The sequence below is a fragment of the Metapseudomonas otitidis genome (assembly GCF_900111835.1).
Taxonomy (GTDB): Bacteria; Pseudomonadota; Gammaproteobacteria; order Pseudomonadales; family Pseudomonadaceae; genus Metapseudomonas; species Metapseudomonas otitidis.
The window spans coordinates 46,847-64,700 of the sequence record NZ_FOJP01000009.1 but is presented as its reverse complement, the minus strand read 5'-3'; the positions used below and the strand labels follow the sequence as shown (position 1 = coordinate 64,700).

16 protein-coding genes, 1 other RNA gene and 1 pseudogene are annotated in these 17,854 nt (G+C 62.8%); 10 read left to right on the top strand and 8 right to left on the bottom strand.

Annotated features, from left to right (window positions below; genetic code table 11):
• Positions 1-12 precede the first annotated feature (12 nt).
• Complete coding sequence (locus BM198_RS12915; RefSeq protein ID WP_074970417.1) at positions 13-1,344, top strand: aminotransferase-like domain-containing protein; 1,332 nt, start codon at positions 13-15, stop codon at positions 1,342-1,344.
• 9 nt (positions 1,345-1,353) lie between these two features.
• Here BM198_RS12915 and BM198_RS12910 read toward each other — a convergent pair whose 3' ends face one another.
• From BM198_RS12910 to BM198_RS12900, 3 genes are all read right to left on the bottom strand, one after another.
• Positions 1,354-2,097 (bottom strand): class I SAM-dependent DNA methyltransferase, encoded by a 744-nt coding sequence (locus BM198_RS12910; RefSeq protein ID WP_074970416.1) that lies wholly within the window; start codon positions 2,095-2,097, stop codon positions 1,354-1,356.
• A gap of 98 nt (positions 2,098-2,195) precedes the next feature.
• Positions 2,196-2,453, bottom strand: a complete 258-nt coding sequence (locus tag BM198_RS12905) for a DNA-binding protein (protein ID WP_074970414.1) — start codon at positions 2,451-2,453, stop codon at positions 2,196-2,198.
• Positions 2,450-2,713 carry a hypothetical protein gene (locus BM198_RS12900; protein ID WP_074970412.1) on the bottom strand — a complete coding sequence of 88 codons (264 nt, stop codon included), beginning with the start codon at positions 2,711-2,713 and terminating at the stop codon, positions 2,450-2,452. The genes BM198_RS12905 and BM198_RS12900 overlap by 4 nt, the downstream gene beginning before the upstream one ends.
• A gap of 208 nt (positions 2,714-2,921) precedes the next feature.
• Here BM198_RS12900 and BM198_RS12895 point away from each other — a divergent pair, with 208 nt between their 5' ends.
• Entirely contained in the window at positions 2,922-3,179 is a 258-nt protein-coding gene (locus BM198_RS12895; RefSeq protein ID WP_069566654.1) for a hypothetical protein, read from the top strand.
• A 107-nt stretch (positions 3,180-3,286) separates the two neighbouring features.
• On the top strand, positions 3,287-3,619 hold the full coding sequence (locus BM198_RS12890) for a VHL beta domain-containing protein (RefSeq protein WP_083422380.1): 333 nt from the start codon (positions 3,287-3,289) through the stop codon (positions 3,617-3,619).
• 135 nt (positions 3,620-3,754) lie between these two features.
• Here the strand turns inward: BM198_RS12890 and BM198_RS12885 are convergent, their stop codons facing one another.
• Positions 3,755-8,641: a DEAD/DEAH box helicase gene (locus BM198_RS12885; protein WP_074970410.1), complete on the bottom strand. Its 4,887-nt coding sequence runs from the start codon at positions 8,639-8,641 to the stop codon at positions 3,755-3,757.
• Between the two features lie 435 nt (positions 8,642-9,076).
• Here BM198_RS12885 and BM198_RS29630 point away from each other — a divergent pair, with 435 nt between their 5' ends.
• Complete coding sequence (locus BM198_RS29630) at positions 9,077-9,223, top strand: virulence RhuM family protein (RefSeq protein WP_208610363.1); 147 nt, start codon at positions 9,077-9,079, stop codon at positions 9,221-9,223.
• Positions 9,224-9,240: 17 nt separating this feature from the next.
• Positions 9,241-10,326, top strand: coding sequence for an endonuclease NucS domain-containing protein (locus BM198_RS12880; RefSeq protein ID WP_074970409.1), 1,086 nt, complete (start codon positions 9,241-9,243; stop codon positions 10,324-10,326).
• 165 nt (positions 10,327-10,491) lie between these two features.
• On the opposite strand, the gene BM198_RS29625 is transcribed toward BM198_RS12880, so the two are convergent.
• Entirely contained in the window at positions 10,492-10,776 is a 285-nt protein-coding gene (locus BM198_RS29625; protein ID WP_139233619.1) for a hypothetical protein, read from the bottom strand.
• Between the two features lie 143 nt (positions 10,777-10,919).
• Here BM198_RS29625 and BM198_RS12875 point away from each other — a divergent pair, with 143 nt between their 5' ends.
• Positions 10,920-11,657 (top strand): SapC family protein, encoded by a 738-nt coding sequence (locus BM198_RS12875; protein WP_074970407.1) that lies wholly within the window; start codon positions 10,920-10,922, stop codon positions 11,655-11,657.
• A 105-nt stretch (positions 11,658-11,762) separates the two neighbouring features.
• On the opposite strand, the gene BM198_RS12870 is transcribed toward BM198_RS12875, so the two are convergent.
• A complete protein-coding gene (locus tag BM198_RS12870) occupies positions 11,763-12,038 on the bottom strand; it encodes a hypothetical protein (RefSeq protein WP_044413657.1) in 276 nt (91 codons plus the stop codon).
• A 339-nt stretch (positions 12,039-12,377) separates the two neighbouring features.
• Between BM198_RS12870 and BM198_RS29620 the strand changes: the two genes are divergently transcribed.
• From BM198_RS29620 to BM198_RS12865, 3 genes and pseudogenes are all read left to right on the top strand, one after another.
• The gene (locus BM198_RS29620; protein ID WP_139233618.1) at positions 12,378-12,758 is read left to right on the top strand and encodes a hypothetical protein; all 381 of its coding nucleotides are present in this window, start codon (positions 12,378-12,380) and stop codon (positions 12,756-12,758) included.
• A gap of 190 nt (positions 12,759-12,948) precedes the next feature.
• Positions 12,949-13,365: a phage integrase gene (locus BM198_RS30845; RefSeq protein ID WP_455709726.1), complete on the top strand. Its 417-nt coding sequence runs from the start codon at positions 12,949-12,951 to the stop codon at positions 13,363-13,365.
• A gap of 12 nt (positions 13,366-13,377) precedes the next feature.
• Positions 13,378-13,860 (top strand): annotated as a pseudogene (locus BM198_RS12865) (tyrosine-type recombinase/integrase); the annotation flags it as partial.
• Here the strand turns inward: BM198_RS12865 and BM198_RS12860 are convergent.
• Complete coding sequence (locus BM198_RS12860; RefSeq protein WP_074970404.1) at positions 13,850-14,230, bottom strand: HNH endonuclease; 381 nt, start codon at positions 14,228-14,230, stop codon at positions 13,850-13,852. The pseudogene BM198_RS12865 and the gene BM198_RS12860 overlap by 11 nt on opposite strands.
• 216 nt (positions 14,231-14,446) lie before the next feature.
• Positions 14,447-14,798: a transfer-messenger RNA gene (gene ssrA, locus BM198_RS12855) on the bottom strand.
• 139 nt (positions 14,799-14,937) lie between these two features.
• Between ssrA and BM198_RS12850 the strand changes: the two genes are divergently transcribed.
• Positions 14,938-17,853, top strand: a complete 2,916-nt coding sequence (locus tag BM198_RS12850) for a sensor histidine kinase (protein ID WP_074970402.1) — start codon at positions 14,938-14,940, stop codon at positions 17,851-17,853.
• Position 17,854: the final 1 nt, after the last annotated feature.

Genomic DNA, 17,854 nt, shown 5'->3' with positions numbered 1-17,854 from the left:
GATACAGCGCCCATGCCCCGCTCCCGCTACAAGGCCGTCGTCGATGCCCTGGCCCGGCAGATCCGCAGCGGCGAACTGCCCCCCGGCACCCGCCTGCCCACCCACCGCGAGCTGGCCCGCCGCGAAGGCGTCGCCCTGGCCACCGCCACGCGCATCTACGCCGAGCTGGAACAGATGGGCCTGGTGAGCGGCGAGACCGGGCGCGGCACCTTCGTCCGCGAGCTGGCCCTGCCGCCGGGACACGGGGTGGACCAGCCCGGCGTCTCGGCCGGGGTGGCCGACCTCAACTTCAACTACCCCACGCTCCCCGGCCAGGCCGAACTGCTGCGCACCGCCCTGCGGCAGCTGGCGCTTTCCGGCGACCTGGAGGCGTTGCTGCGCTACCAGCCCCACGCCGGCCGCCCTCATGAACGCGCGGTGGTGGCGCGGCACCTGCAGCAGCGTGGGCTGAGCGTGGAGGCCGCCCAGGTGCTGCTGGTGAGCGGCGCCCAGCACGGCCTGGCGATCAGCCTCATGGCCCGGCTGCGCCCCGGCGACGTGGTGGCGGCGGATGCGCTGACCTACCCCGGCTTCAAGGTGCTGGCCGAAGCCCTGCACCTGGAGGTGGTGGCCGTACCCGCCAAGCCCGACGGGCCGGACCTGGACGCCCTGGCGCAGCTGTGCCGACGCCGGCCGGTGCGCGCGCTCTACAGCATGCCGACCCTGCACAACCCCCTGGGCTGGGTGCTGCCGCTGGCTACCCGGCAGCGCCTGGTGGCCCTGGCCGAGGCCCATGACCTGCTGCTGATCGAAGACGCCGCCTACGCCTACCTCGCCGAGGACCCGCCGCCGCCCCTGGCCACGCTCGCCCCGGCGCGCACCCTGTACGTCTCGGGCCTGTCCAAGAGCCTCGCCACCGGGCTGCGCATCGGCTTCGTCGCCGCCCCCGAAGACTGGGTGCCGAGCCTGGAGCGCAGCCTGCGCGCCACCACCTGGAATACCCCGGGGCTGATCACCGCCCTGGCCTGCGCCTGGCTGGAAGACGGCACCGTGGCCCGCCTGGAGGCGCAGAAGCGTGACGACGCCCGCGCCCGCCAGGCCCTCGCGGCCCAGGCGTTGGCCGGCATCGAGCACCTCGGCCACCCGGCCTCCTACTTTCGCTGGCTGCCGTTGCCGGAAGCGGCACGGGCCGACCGCATCACCCAGGCCCTGCTGGAGGAGGGCATTGCCGTCTCCACCGCCGAACCCTTCTGCACCGCGCCCCACGTGCCCCACGCGCTGCGCGTGGCCCTCGGCTCGGTGGACCTGGCGACCCTGGAGCGCGCCCTGTGCCGGGTCGCCTGGGTGGTCAGCGCGGCGGGGTGAGGTGCGCGCTCAGCGCTTCACGCAGACGAACAGCGCATTGCCGGAGCGGCCGTCCCAGGGGGTGATGCGCTCGTAGTCGTGCTCGAACACCTGCACCTCGAAGTGCGGCGCCAGCAGCTGCTGCAGCTCGTCGAAGCCGGTGGCGACCATCGGGTGCTCGTCCTCCCAGCGCTGGGTGACGCCGTCGGTGGTCTTCTCGATGCACAGGCGCAGCGCCTGCTGCTCCCCCTCGCCCCGGTAGAACCAGCCGGAGCCGAAGGTGAAGGCGCTGCCCTCGTGCTCCACCGAATGGCGCACGAAGGACTGGTTGTCGATCTGCCGCTTGTCCACCGTGTTGAAGCAGAACACCCCGCCCGCCGCCAGCGCCCCGTGCACCCGCTCCAGGCAGGCCTGCAACGGCGCCAGGCCCGGGTTGTAGTGCAGGGAATAGAGGAAGCAGGTGATCAGGTCCTGGGGCGCGTCCACCGTGAAGCTGGCCATGTCCTGCCGGCTGAACTGCGCCTCGGGGCAGCGCAGCCGGGCCAGGTCCAGCATCGGCTGGTTGATGTCCAGGCCGGCGCTGGCGTAGCCGAAATCGAGGAAGTGCCGCACATGGGGCCCCGTCCCGCAGGCCAGGTCCAGGTGCCGCCGCCCCGAGGTGCCGAACAGCTGGTGCAGGCGCCGCACGCAATGGCTCTGGGCCTGGTAGTCGATGTCCGCGCACATCAGGTCGTAGTAGGCGGAGAGGTCGGTGTAGAGCGCGTTGGAAGACATAGGGGCCAGCCGCCAGCAGAACGAAAAGGCGCGCATGGTAACCCAGCGCCGCGCGCAGCCTGTCGGATGGCGCAACGGCGCAGGGGGAGGAGGGGGGATTACTCGGCGGGGTCGGCGGCCTGGGCGTCGTGGGCCGGGCTGGTCTGGCCCTTCTCGGGGATGATCTCGCCGCTGGCGAGCCACAGCGCGTACTGCGGGTAGAGCTGCACCAGCACGTCGATCTCTTCGCTGCTGACGCGCACCGCGCCTTTGCTGACGTTGAGCCAACGGCTGTGCTCGGTGCCGCTCAACACGCTGAGTTTCTTGGGGCCGATCTGCTTGATGAGCAGACGGGCCCGGTCGGCGGAGCGGGTCAATGGAGTGCGTTGGGTTGTTGTTGCGCGTCGTAGGCCGGGCTGGTCTGGCCCTTCTCGGGGATGATCTCGCCACTGGCGAGCCACAGCGCGTACTGCGGGTAGAGCTGCACGAGGGCCGTCATTTCCTGGGTACTGATGCGGGTGCGCTTGTCGTAGCGAACCGTTCTCCAGCGGGTGCCGCTGATGTCCGTCGTTCTCACCAGCTCATCCAGGCCGGTGATGTCGACGAGAGCTCTGATCCGATCGTCTATTGATTCCATATCGATCTATAGCGTGTCATTTGTACTGTACAAAAATACCGTACAAAATGTATTATCCGTTGTAATGTACGCAGGTTCCTGGCTTGTGCCGGGAGCTGCGTACCCCGAAAAGTTGAACATAGTGCAATAAAAGCCATGGGCTGTGGAGGTAAACCCGTCCCTTGCGGGTGAAGGCCAGCCTGGGCGCGTACCCAAGGAGGGATCTCGGATGCAGGCACTTCCCGTGTCCAACGCCGCTGCCGCGCTGGACTATCTCGGCCAGACCGTGGTCATGGAACTGCGCTGGGCCGCCGAGTCGACGTCCACCTGGGGCATCTACCACGTGCTCGGGCTCGTCGTGCCGATGGCCGGGGTGTATGAGAGCGGCCACTTCCTCGTCATGGACGCCGTCAACGGCGGCGACTTCCCGGACGAAATCTTCTGGGACACCATCCGCACCCTGCTGCCCCTGAGCCCGAGCGACTGAAGCACCGGGCGTCCCACGCATTTGTGGCGGCCTGCACGCCGGGAGAAAGCAGGAGCGCATATCCTGCCCTCCCGACCCAGCGCATCCCGCGCCCAAGGACAGCCCCCATGAAACGCGCCTGGTGCCTCGCACTGCTGATGCTGGCCAGCCACCCCCTGCTGGCCGCCACCCTGCACGAAGCCGAAACCAAGAACCTCGCCTACTCCATCAGCGGCGAGCAGACGACTGTCATCACCTTCATCAACCACAGCCGCGCCACCCGCAAGCTGTACTGGCTCAACTACGAAGGCCAACGCGTCCTCTACAAGGAACTGCGCGCCGGCCAACGCCAGCGCTTCGACACCTACCTCACCCACCCCTGGCTGGTCACCGACGCCAACGACAACGCCCTGACGATCTACTACCCGGATACCGAGCCGAGGGTGGTGGAGTTGAGGTAGGGCGGGGCGATTTAGGGGCGCCTGTTGACTGCACAAGGCCAACGCTTCGGCTCTCAACGTCGCTCAATGGTGGAATATGGCCACCCACAAAAAAGACGCCCGAAGGCGTCTTTTTTGCGAGCAGTGCAGGGGGGATCAGATATCCAAGGGCGGCAGGCTGGCGACGATCTTCTGTGTTTCCAGGCTGACGGTGACCACACGCTGGAACAACTCCAGTGGGTATTTGGGGTTGCCCATGGTCTCGATGGCCCAGTCGTTGGCGTCGTTAACGATGCCGCTGGCTTTGTCAGGGCGCACGGCCTGGCGCTCCATCACCCAGTCCAGCGCGGCCTTACCGTTGACCACGTAATCCCAGGCGGCTTCGGGGATGCCCTTGATCGTGATGCGGTGGTTATAGATGACGGTGCTCTTGTCGCCTTTCTTGGCAAACTTCATCCTTTCCACACGATAGTCAGCGTTGGACAGCGTGCCCTTGGCTTCGATGGTCAGCGGGTAGGGGGCGACGGTTTCGTAGTTCAGGTGAAGGTCGGCGAGGGCGCGGCCAGCCTTGCTGAATGCCCAGAAATCGGTTGCCTTCTTCACTGCTGGAATGCGCGGCAGTTCCTTGCTGAGGTTGTCGGCAAAGCGTTCACGGTATTCCGGGGAGTGAAGGATGCCGTAGACGTAGTAGAACAGGTCTTCTTTGCTGATCTGTTCGTCTGGGTAAGCGTTTCTGAAGTGCGCCAGACCTGCATCTGTGATGGCGTCGCGGCGACGCAGTCCGCCTTCATCAGGCTCCGCAAAAAGGTCGTTATCTGAGGCTTGGGCTGCTTCGTCGTAGAGGTAGAGCGGAAAGCATTGCGAGCCTTCGATATCCACGAAGTGAAGGCTGGGCACATGACGTGAAATCAAAGCGCTAAAGGCTACCTTCTCTCCAGCGGCAGAAACCCCAATCACCAAATTCTCCGCGCTGGCATCAGGGAAGATGCGTGGCATCTGGTAGACCCTCTCGTTGAAGCGGCGGTTGTAATACAGCCATTGCTTGGTGAAAGGGCGATACAGGCTAGAAACCATATTTCCGCTTTCAAAGGCATAGATGTGATTTCTGACAAGGTCCTGTTTGACGTTATGCGTCCAGCTGATTCGGGTCGGATCGGTGTCGATGAAACCATCCACCTGTGCCTGACGGGTCTTGGTATCCAACCCCGGATACTTCGCATTGAAACGCGCCACCTCGCCGTTGTAGAAGCCGATCATGCTGGTCATGTTGGTTGCCAGCTTGGACTGGCTAGCGTTGTAGGCCCAGGCATCGCGGTTGGTCACTACGCCCAGCGAGAAGTTTTCAAACAGCTTGGGCGCATCGCCCTTCTTGTCACCCAAGACGATGAATTGATTGAAGCTGTTGTCACGTTGCTTCAACCAGTCGCCGTGCTCGTCCGGGGTGATTCTCTGCCATTGCTCAATGCCCGCGACGCTGGCGTAACCGGCGATCTTCTCCAGCTTGTCTTCGCGACTCAGATAGTCACCGATATCGTGGAAGTAGATCTGACCGTGATCTAGCAAAGCCGGATTCTTGACCAGCAGTGATATGGCGATAGGGGCTCGACTGCCACTGCCGAAGATCTTTCCGCCTTCCTTGCGTGACGTATCACCACTGGTGCGCTGGTTGCCGCGCAGGTGGAACACATAGAGGCTAGAGAACTCATCCGCCAGGCACTTGCGCAGTCCATCTGTGGTGCTGGCGTCCAGGAAGCCCGCGTTGGTTACAAATCCAATGATGCCAGCATCACCAATACGGTCGCTGGCCCAGCGAATGGCGCGGATATAGCTGTCGTATAGCCCTTTGGAGAGCATGGCTTGGGATCGTGCCGCGTAGGTAGAACGGATGCGCGCGTCGAGCGTGGGGTACTCGACGTTATCGTTATTGTCGTTCTCGCTCTTCTGCCCGACAGAGTAGGGCGGATTGCCCACAATCACTCTTATATCCAGCGCTTTCTGCCGCTTACGTCGGGCGCTGTTGTCCTGAAGCAGGGCGTCGACCAAATCATCTTTCTCATACATTTGAAAGGTGTCGGTGAGGCAGATGCCTTCAAACGGGGTGTATTCGTCGAGCACTTCGCCGTGGTAGGCCGCTTCGATATTGATGGCAGCAATGTAATAGGCCAGCAGTACCAACTCATTGGCGTGTATTTCGTGCTTGTACTTGTGGGGCAGTTCTTCCGGTTTGATTAGACCCGATTGAATTAGGCGGGTAATAAAGGTGCCGGTGCCGGTGAAGGGGTCAATGATGTGAACGCCCTTGCTGCCCAAGGTTTGGCCGAACTCCTGTTGCAGCAGGTGATTGACGCTGTGGAGGATGAAGTCGACCACTTCGACCGGGGTATAAACGATGCCCAGACGCTCGGTCATCTTGGGGAAGGCGTTGCGGAAGAATTTGTCGTACAGCTCGACGATTATCTTTTGTTTGCCTTGGGCATTGTCGATGTCGGCGGCACGCTGGCGCACTTTGGCGTAGAACTTCTCCAGGGTGTCGGCTTCTTTCGCTAGGTGGTGCTCATGAAGCGCGTCCAGCACACCCTGCATGGCCTTGGACATAGGGTTGTGGCTGGCAAAGCTGTATTCCTTAAACAGCGCGTCGAATACCGGTTTGGTTACCAGGTGCTGGGCAAGCATTTCGACGATATCGCCATCGCTGATGCTGTCGTTGAGGTCGTCACGCAGCTCGGCGGCGAAGGCGTTGAAAGCGGCCTGCTCCTGGGTGTTGGCCGGGTTTTCCAGGATGGCGTGGATACGGTCGATGTGGGTGCGGGCGATCTTGGCGATGTCGTTGGCCCAGTCTTCCCAGTGGTAGCGGTTGCCGCACTTGGCGACGATCTTGGCGTAGATGGCTTTCTCAATCTCACCCACTTCGTAGGCCAGTTCAGCCTGCTGCGTCATTTGGCCTTCTACATCGTATTTGGAGCGCTTTTCGCCGATGCCGTACTGGCCTTTACCGGCCAGGCCATTGCTGATGCCGCTGGCTTTCTTCGCCTTCTTCACCGCCTTGTCGGTGATGGCGATGACTTCCATCTTGCGCGGGTTCGGGACATTCAGATCGAGCTTGTTGATCATGGCGTCGAAGCTGTCGTCGTGTGAGCGCAGCGCCTGGAGCACCTGCCAGACCACTTTGTAGGTTTGGTTGTCGTTGAGCGCTTCGTGGGGCTCCATGCCAGCCGGGATGACCACCGGCAGCACGACGTAGCCCCGCTTCTTGCCCGGTGCGTTGCGCATCACGCGGCCCACGGACTGCACCACGTCCACCTGGGAGTTGCGCGGGGTGAGGAAGAGCACGGCGTCCAGCGCCGGTACGTCTACCCCTTCCGAGAGGCAGCGCACGTTGCTGAGAATGCGGCAGGTGTTGGCGGGCGGTTCATCCTTGAGCCACTTGAGCTTGGCCTCTTTGGCACTGGCATTCATGCCGCCGTCGACGTGCTCGGCCTCGCAGATCAGCCGGGACGCTTCGTCGATCTCTTCGGACTCCTGATACGCCTCCACCACGGACTGGAACATGTTGGCGATGTTGACGGAGCTGACCTTGTGCTTGGTGCCTTTGTAGTTGGGCGAGATGACTTGGCAGAAGGCCACGGCGCGCTTCATCGGCTCGTCATCACCAATCAGCTGTTCGTGCAGGCCCTGCTTGGCCAGAGCCTTCCAGCACCCGACGATCTTGGCGGCGTCGTCGACTTTCAGCTGGTTGTTCTCGTCCTTCAGCATTTCCTGAAGTCGACGGTTGATGACGCTTTCCTCAACGGTGAGGACCAGCACCTTGTAGTCGGTGAGCAGGCCGCGCTGGACGGCTTCGGAGAAGTTGATGACGAACAGTTCTTTGCCGTACAGCGCTTCGTCATCCATGGAGCAGAGGGTGACTTCGCCCGACTCGGCCTTGATCTTGGCGTTGTCGCCATAGATGCGAGGCGTGGCGGTCATGTACAGGCGTTTGGTGGCGCGGATGTAGTCGGCATCGTGAATGCGGACGAAGGTGCTTTCGTCCTCTTCATCAAAGGTGGCGCCCGTGGTGCGGTGGGCCTCGTCGCAGATGACCAGGTCGAAGGGGGCCAGGCCTTGTTCGTGCTGGGCACGGCTGATCACGTCGATGGAGTGGTAGGTGGAGAACACCACGCTCATGTGCTCGTCGTCATGGCGCTTCTGCATTTCTGCAGCGAGGCGGTCGGCCTTGGTGGTAGCCGGGTAGCGCAATTCGTGGGTGAAGACCTGGACGGCGTCATCCTCGGCCTTGCGCCTCTTGCCCACGTCGCTGTCGGAGCAGACGGCGAAGCTGTGAAGCGGAATTTCGCTTTCCTGTGTCCATTCGGTCAGGGTCTGCGACAGCAGGGACAGGCTGGGTACCAGGAAGAGTACGCGCTTGCCTTTCCCAGCCAGGCGCTCGGCGATCTTGAGGCCGGTGAAGGTCTTGCCGGTGCCACAGGCCATGATCAGCTTGCCGCGCTCTGCTTCCTTCAGCCCTGCGGCCACCGCATTCAGTGCGCTCTGCTGGTGCTCGCGCAGCTGCTTCTTGGCTTTGAGGGCAATAGCTTGTTTGGGCTGGTACTTGGCCCAGTCGATCTGGCTGTCTTCCAGGGCTTGCAGGTCGATCTTGCTGACCGGAGGCTGCTGGCCCTGCAAGGCGTCCTCGGCGTGCTCGCTCCAGTTGTTGGTAGTGGTGACGATGAGGCGGTGCGAAAACGGTGCCTTGCCCGAGGCGGTGAAGAAGCTGTCGATGTCTTTCTTCTGGACGCGGTAATCCTCGGCGTACAGCTTGCACTGGATGGCATGGAACTCGCCGGTGCCGCGCGTACGTGCTACCAGGTCGATGCCCGTGTCCTTGCCGCTGAGGCCCTGTTCCTTCGCCCATTCGGCATAGGTCCATACCTTGTCGTAGAGGTCTTTGTAGGTGGCCTCGTTACGCAGGTAGGTGCAGGTCAGTTCTTCGAAGTAGGTGCCTTTTTCACGTTCCGTGACAGACGCGGAGCGGTACGCATTCAGGAGGGCGGAGAGGGCTGACATCGGGGAAATTCCTTTCGAGCTACGCCAGGCGCGTCAGGTGCGCCAAAGCGGCGAAGTCTAGCAATTCAGCCGGTTTGAGTGCTTGGTCAGTTCCGTGGGAGGCAAGCGAAATAAGTGGCCACCCTCTCCGCCGCAATGCGTTTGTTGGGCTGTATGCAAGGATGAGCTTCGGCGAATCGTTCGCGTTGTCCGATCACGGCAGGGCGCCGTGGCGCTCGGTCTTGCCTATGTCGGCTTGTGATGCATCGGTATTCGCTTCAATCGGGCCGGCATTTCAGTGCCGGTCTCGCATACAACCAGTGTCTGCGCTCGCTGATGCTGCGTTAAAAACAGACTCAAAAATGCTCACTCACAGCAGTAAGCTCCGCTTCTTCTTCTGTTCTTGCCTTCGCTTGGCGACTTTTCGTACAGACCCAAACCAACAGGAGTGCAGGGATGCTCGCGCTGACGAGGTTCTTCGACGTAAGCACCGGCAACGCCAGCCTGCACCTGAAGATTTTCTTTGAGGATGGCGAGCTGAGCCGCGACGCAACTACCGAGGAATCCTCGGTCGTTCAAATGGCAGAGCAGGCCGTGACTTAACTAACAGGAGTGCAGGGATGCCCATTCGCACCCAGATCTGGACCGTCGGCGCGCAGCCCGCGCCGCTGAAAAGCGCGCTGCTGGCCAGTGAGCAGTTTCTTGAAGACATGATCGTCAGCGCCCCGGCGCTGCTCTCCGAGGACTGGCTGTTGATCGGCCGCCAGGAAAGTACCGGCCAGGGCGGGCGCATCGACCTGCTGGCGCTGGCGCCGGATGCTTCGCTGGTGCTGATCGAACTCAAGCGCGAGCGCACCCCGCGCGAGGTGGTGGCCCAGGCGCTGGACTACGCGGTGTGGGTGGAGCGCTTGCAGGCCAACGACATCGAGGCGATCTACCAGCGCTTCAAGCCCGGTGCGGACCTGGCGGCGGACTTCCAGGCGCGCTTCGGCACGCCGCTGGAGGCCGAGGCGCTGAACCAGAGCCACCAGATCGTCATCGTGGCGGCCGAGCTGGATGCCAGCAGCGAGCGCATCGTGGGCTACCTGAGCGAGCGCGACATCGCCATCAACGTGCTGTGCTTTCAGGTGTTCCAGCTGGGTGAGCAGCAATTGATCAGCCGCGCCTGGCTGCTGGACCCGGCCGAGGCGCCGCAGGCCAGCAGCGCCCACAAGCCGGGCATGCCGGCCGAGCCGTGGAATGGCGAGTTCTATTGCTCCTTCGGCCACGGTGCGAGCCGTTCCTGGCCGGAGGCGCAGCGCTACGGCTTCATCTGCGGGGGCGGCGGCAGCTGGTACAGCAACAGCCTGAAGCTGGTGGGCCCGGGCGACCGCCTGTGGGTCAACGTGCCCGGCGCGGGCTATGTCGGCGTGGCCACGGTCACCGGCCATGCCACCCCGGCGAAGGATTTCTGCCTGTCGGTCAACGGCGAGGAACGCCCGGCCCTGGCCGTGCTGCAAGCCGACTACCACCGCGACCAGGCCGACGACCCCGAGCGCTGCGAGTACTTCGTGCCGGTGCAGTGGCTGTACAGCCTGCCGCTGAACGAGGCGGTCAAGGAGGTGGGGCTGTTCGGCAACCAGAACACCATCTGCCGCCCCACCACGCCGAAATGGCGCTGGACGGTCGATCGGCTGAAAGAGCGTTTCGGGCAGGTGGAGTTGTAAGCGAGCGGCTGCGGCTCGGACGCTGGAGTCGGCGGCAGGCGCCGCCGGCTATGGGGTTCGGTTTATGTGGGCTCGTCGAGGCTATGACCCGACGTCAGAGACGCCCTGTTTTGGGCTGGATCATCCAAAAACATCCAAAAACATCCAAAAACAGCCAAAAGCCAATCAGGCTCCAGCAGTCGGACCGAGTGTGTAGAAGGCGCGCCGACGTTGATCGTGTTGCTGCAGCAAGCCTTTTTCCTTCATGGGCTTGAGCGGGGCCTCGGTTTGGCCATCGGTCAATCGGTAGAGGCCGTTTGCTGAGGCAGAGTTTTCGAGCGGGTATTTCGCTTCGGGTTTTGGCGTGCAATCTTGCAATGCTTCGGCGCTAGGGTGAGCGTCGGCGAACCGTTCGCGTTGTTCGATCACGGCCGGGCCGTGGCGCTCGGTCTTGCCGGTGTTGGCCTGCAACGCGTCGCTATCCGCTTCAACCGGGGCCGGCCTTTCAGTGCCGGCCCTGTGGTCGCCACCCTTCAAGGACGTGGTGCCGGACCTGGCTGCGGGCAGTCGCTGGCCCGGTTGGCACTGCATTGAGTGATGCAACGGAGATACCCATGACCACCCTGCTGCTCTACAAGGACATCCAGGCCCTCAACCGCGATGCGCACAAGGCGCTCAAGCTGCGTGCCATGGAGCATTGCGGCTTTGCCGGTTCCACCCACCTGGTCCCCCTGGCCGGCCTGGAATTCTTCCAGGCGGCGCCGCACTACCCGATCCTGTTCATCGGCGAAGGCGAGCGCCTGGTGCCCATTGCCCTGCTCGGTCTGAAGGAAGGCACCAACAGCTACCTCGACGCGCAGCAGCGCTGGCAGGCGGACACCTACATCCCGGCCTTCGTGCGGCGCTACCCGTTCGTGCTGGCCCAGGACGATGCCCACAACTTCACCGTGTGCTTCGACGCGGCCTATGAAGGCTGGAACGAGGGCGAGGGCCGTGAGCTGTTCGTGGAGGAGGGCGGCAACAGCGCGTTCCTCGACGAGATGATCGACTTCCTGCAGAACTTCTCCGCCGAGATGGAGCGCACCCGGCTGTTCGTCCTCAAGCTCGAGGAACTGGGGCTGCTGGCCAAGCGCACCCTGCAGCTGACCCACTCCAGCGGCGAGACCTTCGTGCTGTCGGACTTCCTGGCGGTGGACGAGGCGAAGTTCCTCGCCCTGAACGATGCCCAGGTGCTGGAGCTGCACAAGACCGGCTTCCTCGGCTGGATCTATGCCCACCTGATGTCCCTGGGCAACGCCAACCGCCTGTTCACCCGCATGGTCACTTCCCGTGGCGAGGCGGCCCTGCACTGAGTGCCGGCGGGCGGGGCTCCGCGCCTCGTCCGTGCTGGCGGGTGCGGGCATGAAAAAAGACGTCCTCGGACGTCTTTTTTTGTGGGCGGGCAGGGGAGGCTGTGGTCAGGCTTGTGCCTGGGCTGCGCGCCTTGAGGCCGTCTCCCGGGCTACGGCCTTCCAGGTCTTCTGCTCCGGCTCCAGCTCGGGATAGGCCTTCACCGCCGGGTTGATGAGGTCCATGACGATCATGCCCATGGCTTTGCCGGTGATCCGGGTCAGGTCGTCCTGCTGCGCCTCCGTCAGGTGCGGGAGTGCCTCCTGGAGCAGGTCGTTCAGCGCCGCCAGCGCATCGATCCCACCGTCCCGTATGGCCTTGGCGGCATCCAACGTCAGTGTCATGGGGGCTTCTCCATCCTGGGAATTGGGAGCGGCAGTATGGCAAAAGCCAGTCGAGGGTCCAAAGAAAAAGCCGGGTCAGTGCAAGCGCAGTAAAGGATGCTCTGATGTAAAAAGTTGCTGCACGAGTTATGTGACTCAGATAACCCGTGGTGAAAGGTGCCAGAGAATTGCCTGATGAAACCACGACGGTTCCGAACTGTTTTTGATGAGTCGTAGCCGGGTTCTCATATCCTTTGAACTCGGCTACCGCGATCCTCCTTTGACGCTGGTGCCTTCTCCTGCCTATGCCGCTATAGTTTGAGGCTCGATCGGTTCACTGCCGTGCCAAGGAATGCAACCATGAAATCCGGTGCCCTATCCATACTAATATTCACAATAGTTGGCCCAATCATCGGTCTGTTGATCTTATTTCGAGGCAGTCTTGAAGCTCTGGTATTCCCTTTTACTCTTATGGCGGCATTCATGATGGGAGGGCCGGTGGCCGCTATAACTGGTGTGATTTTTGTTATTTTTCAAGCCATAACAGTCAGATTAAGCAGCCTCACTTATATGTGGTGGGGGATGGGCGCGATCCTCGGGGGAGCAGCCGGGATCACTGCGGCAATCGCTTCAAAACTACTGCTGAGTGACTTTAATAATGCTTCAAATATTTACTGGTTTTGTGGGGTTGTAGGTGCAATTTGCGGAGCTGTTCGATATGCACTTCCAACTGATCATTAGCATGTTCGAGTCGTTCTCTGTCGGTCATGACCACGCCGAGCGTGGTGGTCAAATCCGATGCAATCGGTGGTCAAGGGCAATGCTATTCCGCAACCAATAGCAGTGAACTCTGCGCCCGCGGCGCCTGGGTGCTTCTAGTCGAGCCAGTCGCTACACGCTCATAGATCAACTTCCCGCCTCGCCTAGCTGTATGACTTGCATGGTCTGGGGCGATTCACAGCGCTTCGAAGCAACTTGCCGTGCCAGGGTTATCGAGGCCCCTTCGTGGACACCCAAACCGAAGGACCGTCGCCGGCTCTCTGAGTTGATCAGCCTCTGGTACAACCTGCACGGGCACTCACTCCGTGACGGAAAGCGTCGTCTCTCCAAGCTGGAGCAGGTGGCTGTTCGTCTGCGTAACCCGATTGCAAGGTTTCTCGACGCTTCAGACTACTCCGCCATGTGGCGTAAACGTCTCGATGCGGGTGTGTCACCGAAGACGATGAACAACGAACTTGGCTACATCCGCGCCGTGTTCAACGAACTGCGTGACCTGGGCCAGCTCGACTATGACAACCCACTCGCAAGCGTGAAGCCGCTCAAGCTGCAAGAGCGTGAACTGTCCTGACTCACTCAGGACCAGATAAGCGAACTGCTCGACGCCATCTGCACCGGCTGCGAGAACCCCCACACCGAACTGGTGACACTGCTTTGCCTCGCCACCGGTGCCAGATGGTCGGAGGCCGAAAAGCTCCCCCCAAACCGCCTGAAGGGGAATGTCGTCACCTATGCCGGCACCAAGTCAGGTAAGGTCCGTTCCGTCCCTATATCCAGGGAGCTTGCGGATCGGCTCAGGAAGCACTGGCGCACAAACGGGCAGTTCACGTCGTGCATCACATCCTTCCGCCGGGCCTTGAAGCGAACCACCATCAAGCTCCCGAAAGGGCAGGCTGCCCACGTCCTGCGCCACACCTTCGCCAGCCACTTCATCCAGAACGGCGGCAACATCCTCACCCTGCAGAAAATCCTTGGGCACTCCACCGTTGCGATGACGATGCGGTATGCGCACCTTGCTCCGGATCACCTGCAGGATGCTGTTCGCCTTGGTCCACTCACGGGCTGAGATGAACGGGTTTGCTTCTCTTCAGCTTTGCTTTCGGTGGGATGCAGTGCCAGCGACCTTTATCCAGGCGGCTTTGCACCAAGGCTTGGTATTTGACGGGCTCAGGGGGTGATTTGCGTTGGTGGCGCAGCGCATTACATCGTGCACAGGCTGCGGCGATATTGGATTCGGAGTCAGTCCCTCCGTCCTGTCGAGCGAGCAGGTGTTCAGCGGTGCAGCGGAAGTGCCTTGCCTGGGCCTCAGAGATTCCATGGGCTTTAGCAAAGGATTCTGGAGAGCCTTGCCACATCGAAAAGCCGCAGTAGCAGCATTTCCCATGTTGGCGGTCGAAGGCGGATTGACGGTGTTTTTTGATGGCGTTCTTGGGCACATCGGCCTCCTGTATTTACAAGGAAGTCCGCGTGCTCAAGTACTGAATCATCACGGTACCAACTGCGGTACGCGAGTTGGCCAAGCACCGGCCCAGTGCGGGTCACGGCTCGTAGAAATTACTGCTGCCAAGGCTGAACGGCAATGCCGTTTTCGACACTTTTTCGACACCCAAAGAAAAACCCCTGAATTTCTCTAGGAAAATCAGGGGTTTATTTGGTGGAGCCGGGGGGATTTGAACCCCCGTCCGCCAGTTCTCCGCTTTCGGGACTACATGCTTAGCCTGGTCTACTGAGTTAGCTCATTGCCGCCCGACAGGCAGGGTGCTTTGAGCGAGCTGTATAAGTTTTAGCCGTTACGTCTACAGCGAACTTGGCGGCGATCCTGTTCTATCTGACAGTCGTTTCGGGTTTACAGGCATCCCCTAGCGACTGCTGGCGCATTAAGCAGCCAGAGCGTAGTTGTCGTCGTTGGCAACTATTAAAGTGCAGCAACTGATTTACGAGGTCTGCTGCCAGCTCGGCATGCCCCTAGAGTTTTGTTACCGGCGTCGAATCCTAATCGGCCCCGATGCTCGCTCTAGAGCAGGGGCGCATCGTACGCCAAAACCCGGGCAACGTCGACAGTCCCGCGATAATTGGGGGCGGGCTGGCCGCATGACATATGATTGCCAGCTATCGTCAGGGTGTCCCTTACAGAGAGCGTCCCATGCTGCGTTCACGTCATCCCCTTCGCCAGTGGATCTGGCGGGCGTTCGTGCAGAGCGCGCTGATTCCGCTGATCCTCGTGGAGTCGGTGCTGATCGCCGTCTACCTGCTGACCAACGGCGCCATCCGCGATGCGCAGGTGGACTACCTGCAGCGCAGCGCGCTGGAGGACCTGAGCAGCGCGGTGGTGCGCGAGGGCAAGATCATCGACGGGCGCCTGCACAGCATCGAGGTGCTGACGCGGATGTACCGCGACGCCGCCTACCGCGCGCTGCACCACGAGGACTTCCGCCCCGACGCCCTGGAGCGCCAGCGCCACGCGCAGACCCCGGACGGGGTGTTCTACACCCGCAGCGACGACGGCCGTGCTGCCTCCTTCTATGCCAACAGCACCCCGCCAGCGCAGCAGGACCGCGAGAAGGTGATGCGCCTGTCGCAGTTGGACCCGCTGATGAAGTCCATCCGCGAATCCGACCCGCTGATGGCGGCGGTCTACTTCAACACCTGGGACAGCTACAACCGCATCTACCCCTTCTTCATGACCCCCGAGCAGTATCCCCATGACATGGTGATACCCGACTACAACTTCTATTACCTCGCCGACGCCACCCACAACCCGCTGCGCCGCGTGGTCTGGACCGACGTCTACCTGGACCCGGCCGGGCAGGGCTGGATGATGTCCGCCATTGCCCCGGTGTACACCGGCGACTTCCTCGATGGCGTGGTGGGCCTCGACATCACCGTCGACAAGATGCTCAAGGAGATCGGCGGCCTCAAGGTGCCGTGGCAGGGCTACGCCATGCTGGTGAGCCGCGACAACAGCATCATGGCGCTGCCCGAGGCCGGCGAGCGCGACTTCCGCCTGCGCGAGCTCACCAGCTACTCCTACGAGGAGGCGGTGCGCCGCGAGATGCTCAAGCCCGAGGACTTCAAGCTCGACCGCTTCCCCGAGATGCGCCCGCTGCTGGCGGCCATGAGCGGTGAGAAGGGCAACGTGCAGGAAGTGGTGCTGGGCGGGCGCAAGCAGATGGTCGCCTGGGCCGAGATCCCGCAGACCGGCTGGCGCCTGATGATGGTGGTGGACGAGGCCAACATCTTCAGCGAGACCAACCGCCTGGCCGAGCGCTACCAGCAGATCGGCTACCTGCTGATCGCCGGCCTGGCCTTCTTCTACGCGCTGTTCTTCGCCTGGATGTGGTCGCGCTCGCGGCGCCTGTCCAACGAGCTGTCGGTGCCCATGTCCGGCATCGTCGGGATGATGAGCAGCCTGGGCCGGGGCGATTACCACCCCGCCGCGCCGCAGAGCGGCATCCAGGAGCTGGCCGACATGGCCGAGGCGGTGCAGCACACCGGCGCCCAGTTGCAGGCCAGCGAGCAGGAGCGCTTCCAGGCCCAGCGCAACCTGGAGCTGGTGCTGGAGAGCACCACCGAGAGCATCTGGGAGACCGACCCGCAGGCCCACACCATCCGCATCAGCGGGCGCTTTGCCCGGCGCTTTGGGCTGCCCAGCGACCACCTCAGCCTGGCCGACTTCAACAAGCGCGTGCACCCCGACGACATCGAGCGGCTGCGCCAGCTGCGCACCCAGTTCTCCGCCGGTGAGCAGGAGAACTTCGACGCCGAGTACCGCTTCGCCGACGCCAATGGGCAATACGCCTGGCTGCTCAGCCGCGGCAAGGTGCTGGAGCGGGATGCCGACGGCCACGCCAAGCTGGTGGCCGGCACCCACGTGGACATCACCCGCCTCAAGGAGGTGGAAGAGGAGCTGCGCCGCGCCACCCGCGAGGCCCAGGCCGCCAGCCAGGCCAAGAGCCGCTTCCTCTCCAGCATGAGCCACGAGCTGCGCACCCCGCTCAACGCCATCCACGGCTTCGCCCAGCTCATCACCCTGGATGCGGAAGGCCGCGAGGAGCGCCGGGAGGAGGGCGAGTACGCCCAGGAGATCGTCAACGCCAGCCGGCACCTCACCTCGCTGGTGGACGACATCCTCGACCTCTCCAGCATCGAGAGCCGTCGCCAGCAGCTGCAGCTCAAACCGGTGGACATCGGCCCGTTGCTGACCAGTTGCGCCGAGCTGATCCAGCCCGAGCTGCAGTCACGCCAGCTGCAACTGCAGATGATGGCCGCGCCCGAATCGGCGCTGTTCGTCATGGCCGATGCCCGCCGCCTGCGCCAGGTGCTGCTCAACCTGCTGTCCAACGCGGTCAAGTACAACAGCCCCCAGGGCATGGTCAGCCTCGGCTACGAAGTGCGCGCCACCGGCGTGCGCCTGTGGGTGGCCGACACCGGCTCGGGCCTCAGCGAAGAGCAGCAGGCCATGCTGTTCCAGCCGTTCCAGCGCCTGGGCCGGGAGAACTCAACCATCCCCGGGACCGGCATCGGCCTGGTGCTGTGCCGCGAATTGGCGGAGCTGATGGGCGGGCAGATCGGCTTCAGCAGCACCCCCGGCGTCGGCAGCCGCTTCTGGATCGACCTGCCCAGCGCCGCCGCGCCCCAGCCCCAGGGCTCGCTCAACGAGCACATTGGTGCGATCACCCTGCCGGAAGTGCTCTGCGTCGAGGACCACCCGGCCTGCCTCAAGGTGCTCAAGGAAGGGCTGCGTGAAGTGGCCGACGTGCGCGGGGTCGGCTCCATCGGCCGCGCCCTCGCCACCCTCGACCAGATGACCCCGGCGCTGCTGGTGCTGGACCTGGACCTGCCCGACGGCGACGGCCTGCAGGTGCTCGACCAGGTGCGCCGCTCCGCCCACCTGCAGGGCATGCCGGTGATGGTGGTCAGCGCTGCGGCCGACGACGCCCTGCTGGCCGAGGCGCGCCGCCGGGGCGCCGATGCCTGCATGACCAAACCGGTGGACCTGCAGCAGCTGCGGCAGCTCGCCGTGTCCCTGCTGGAACGCGCCGCCCGCACCAACGAGTAAG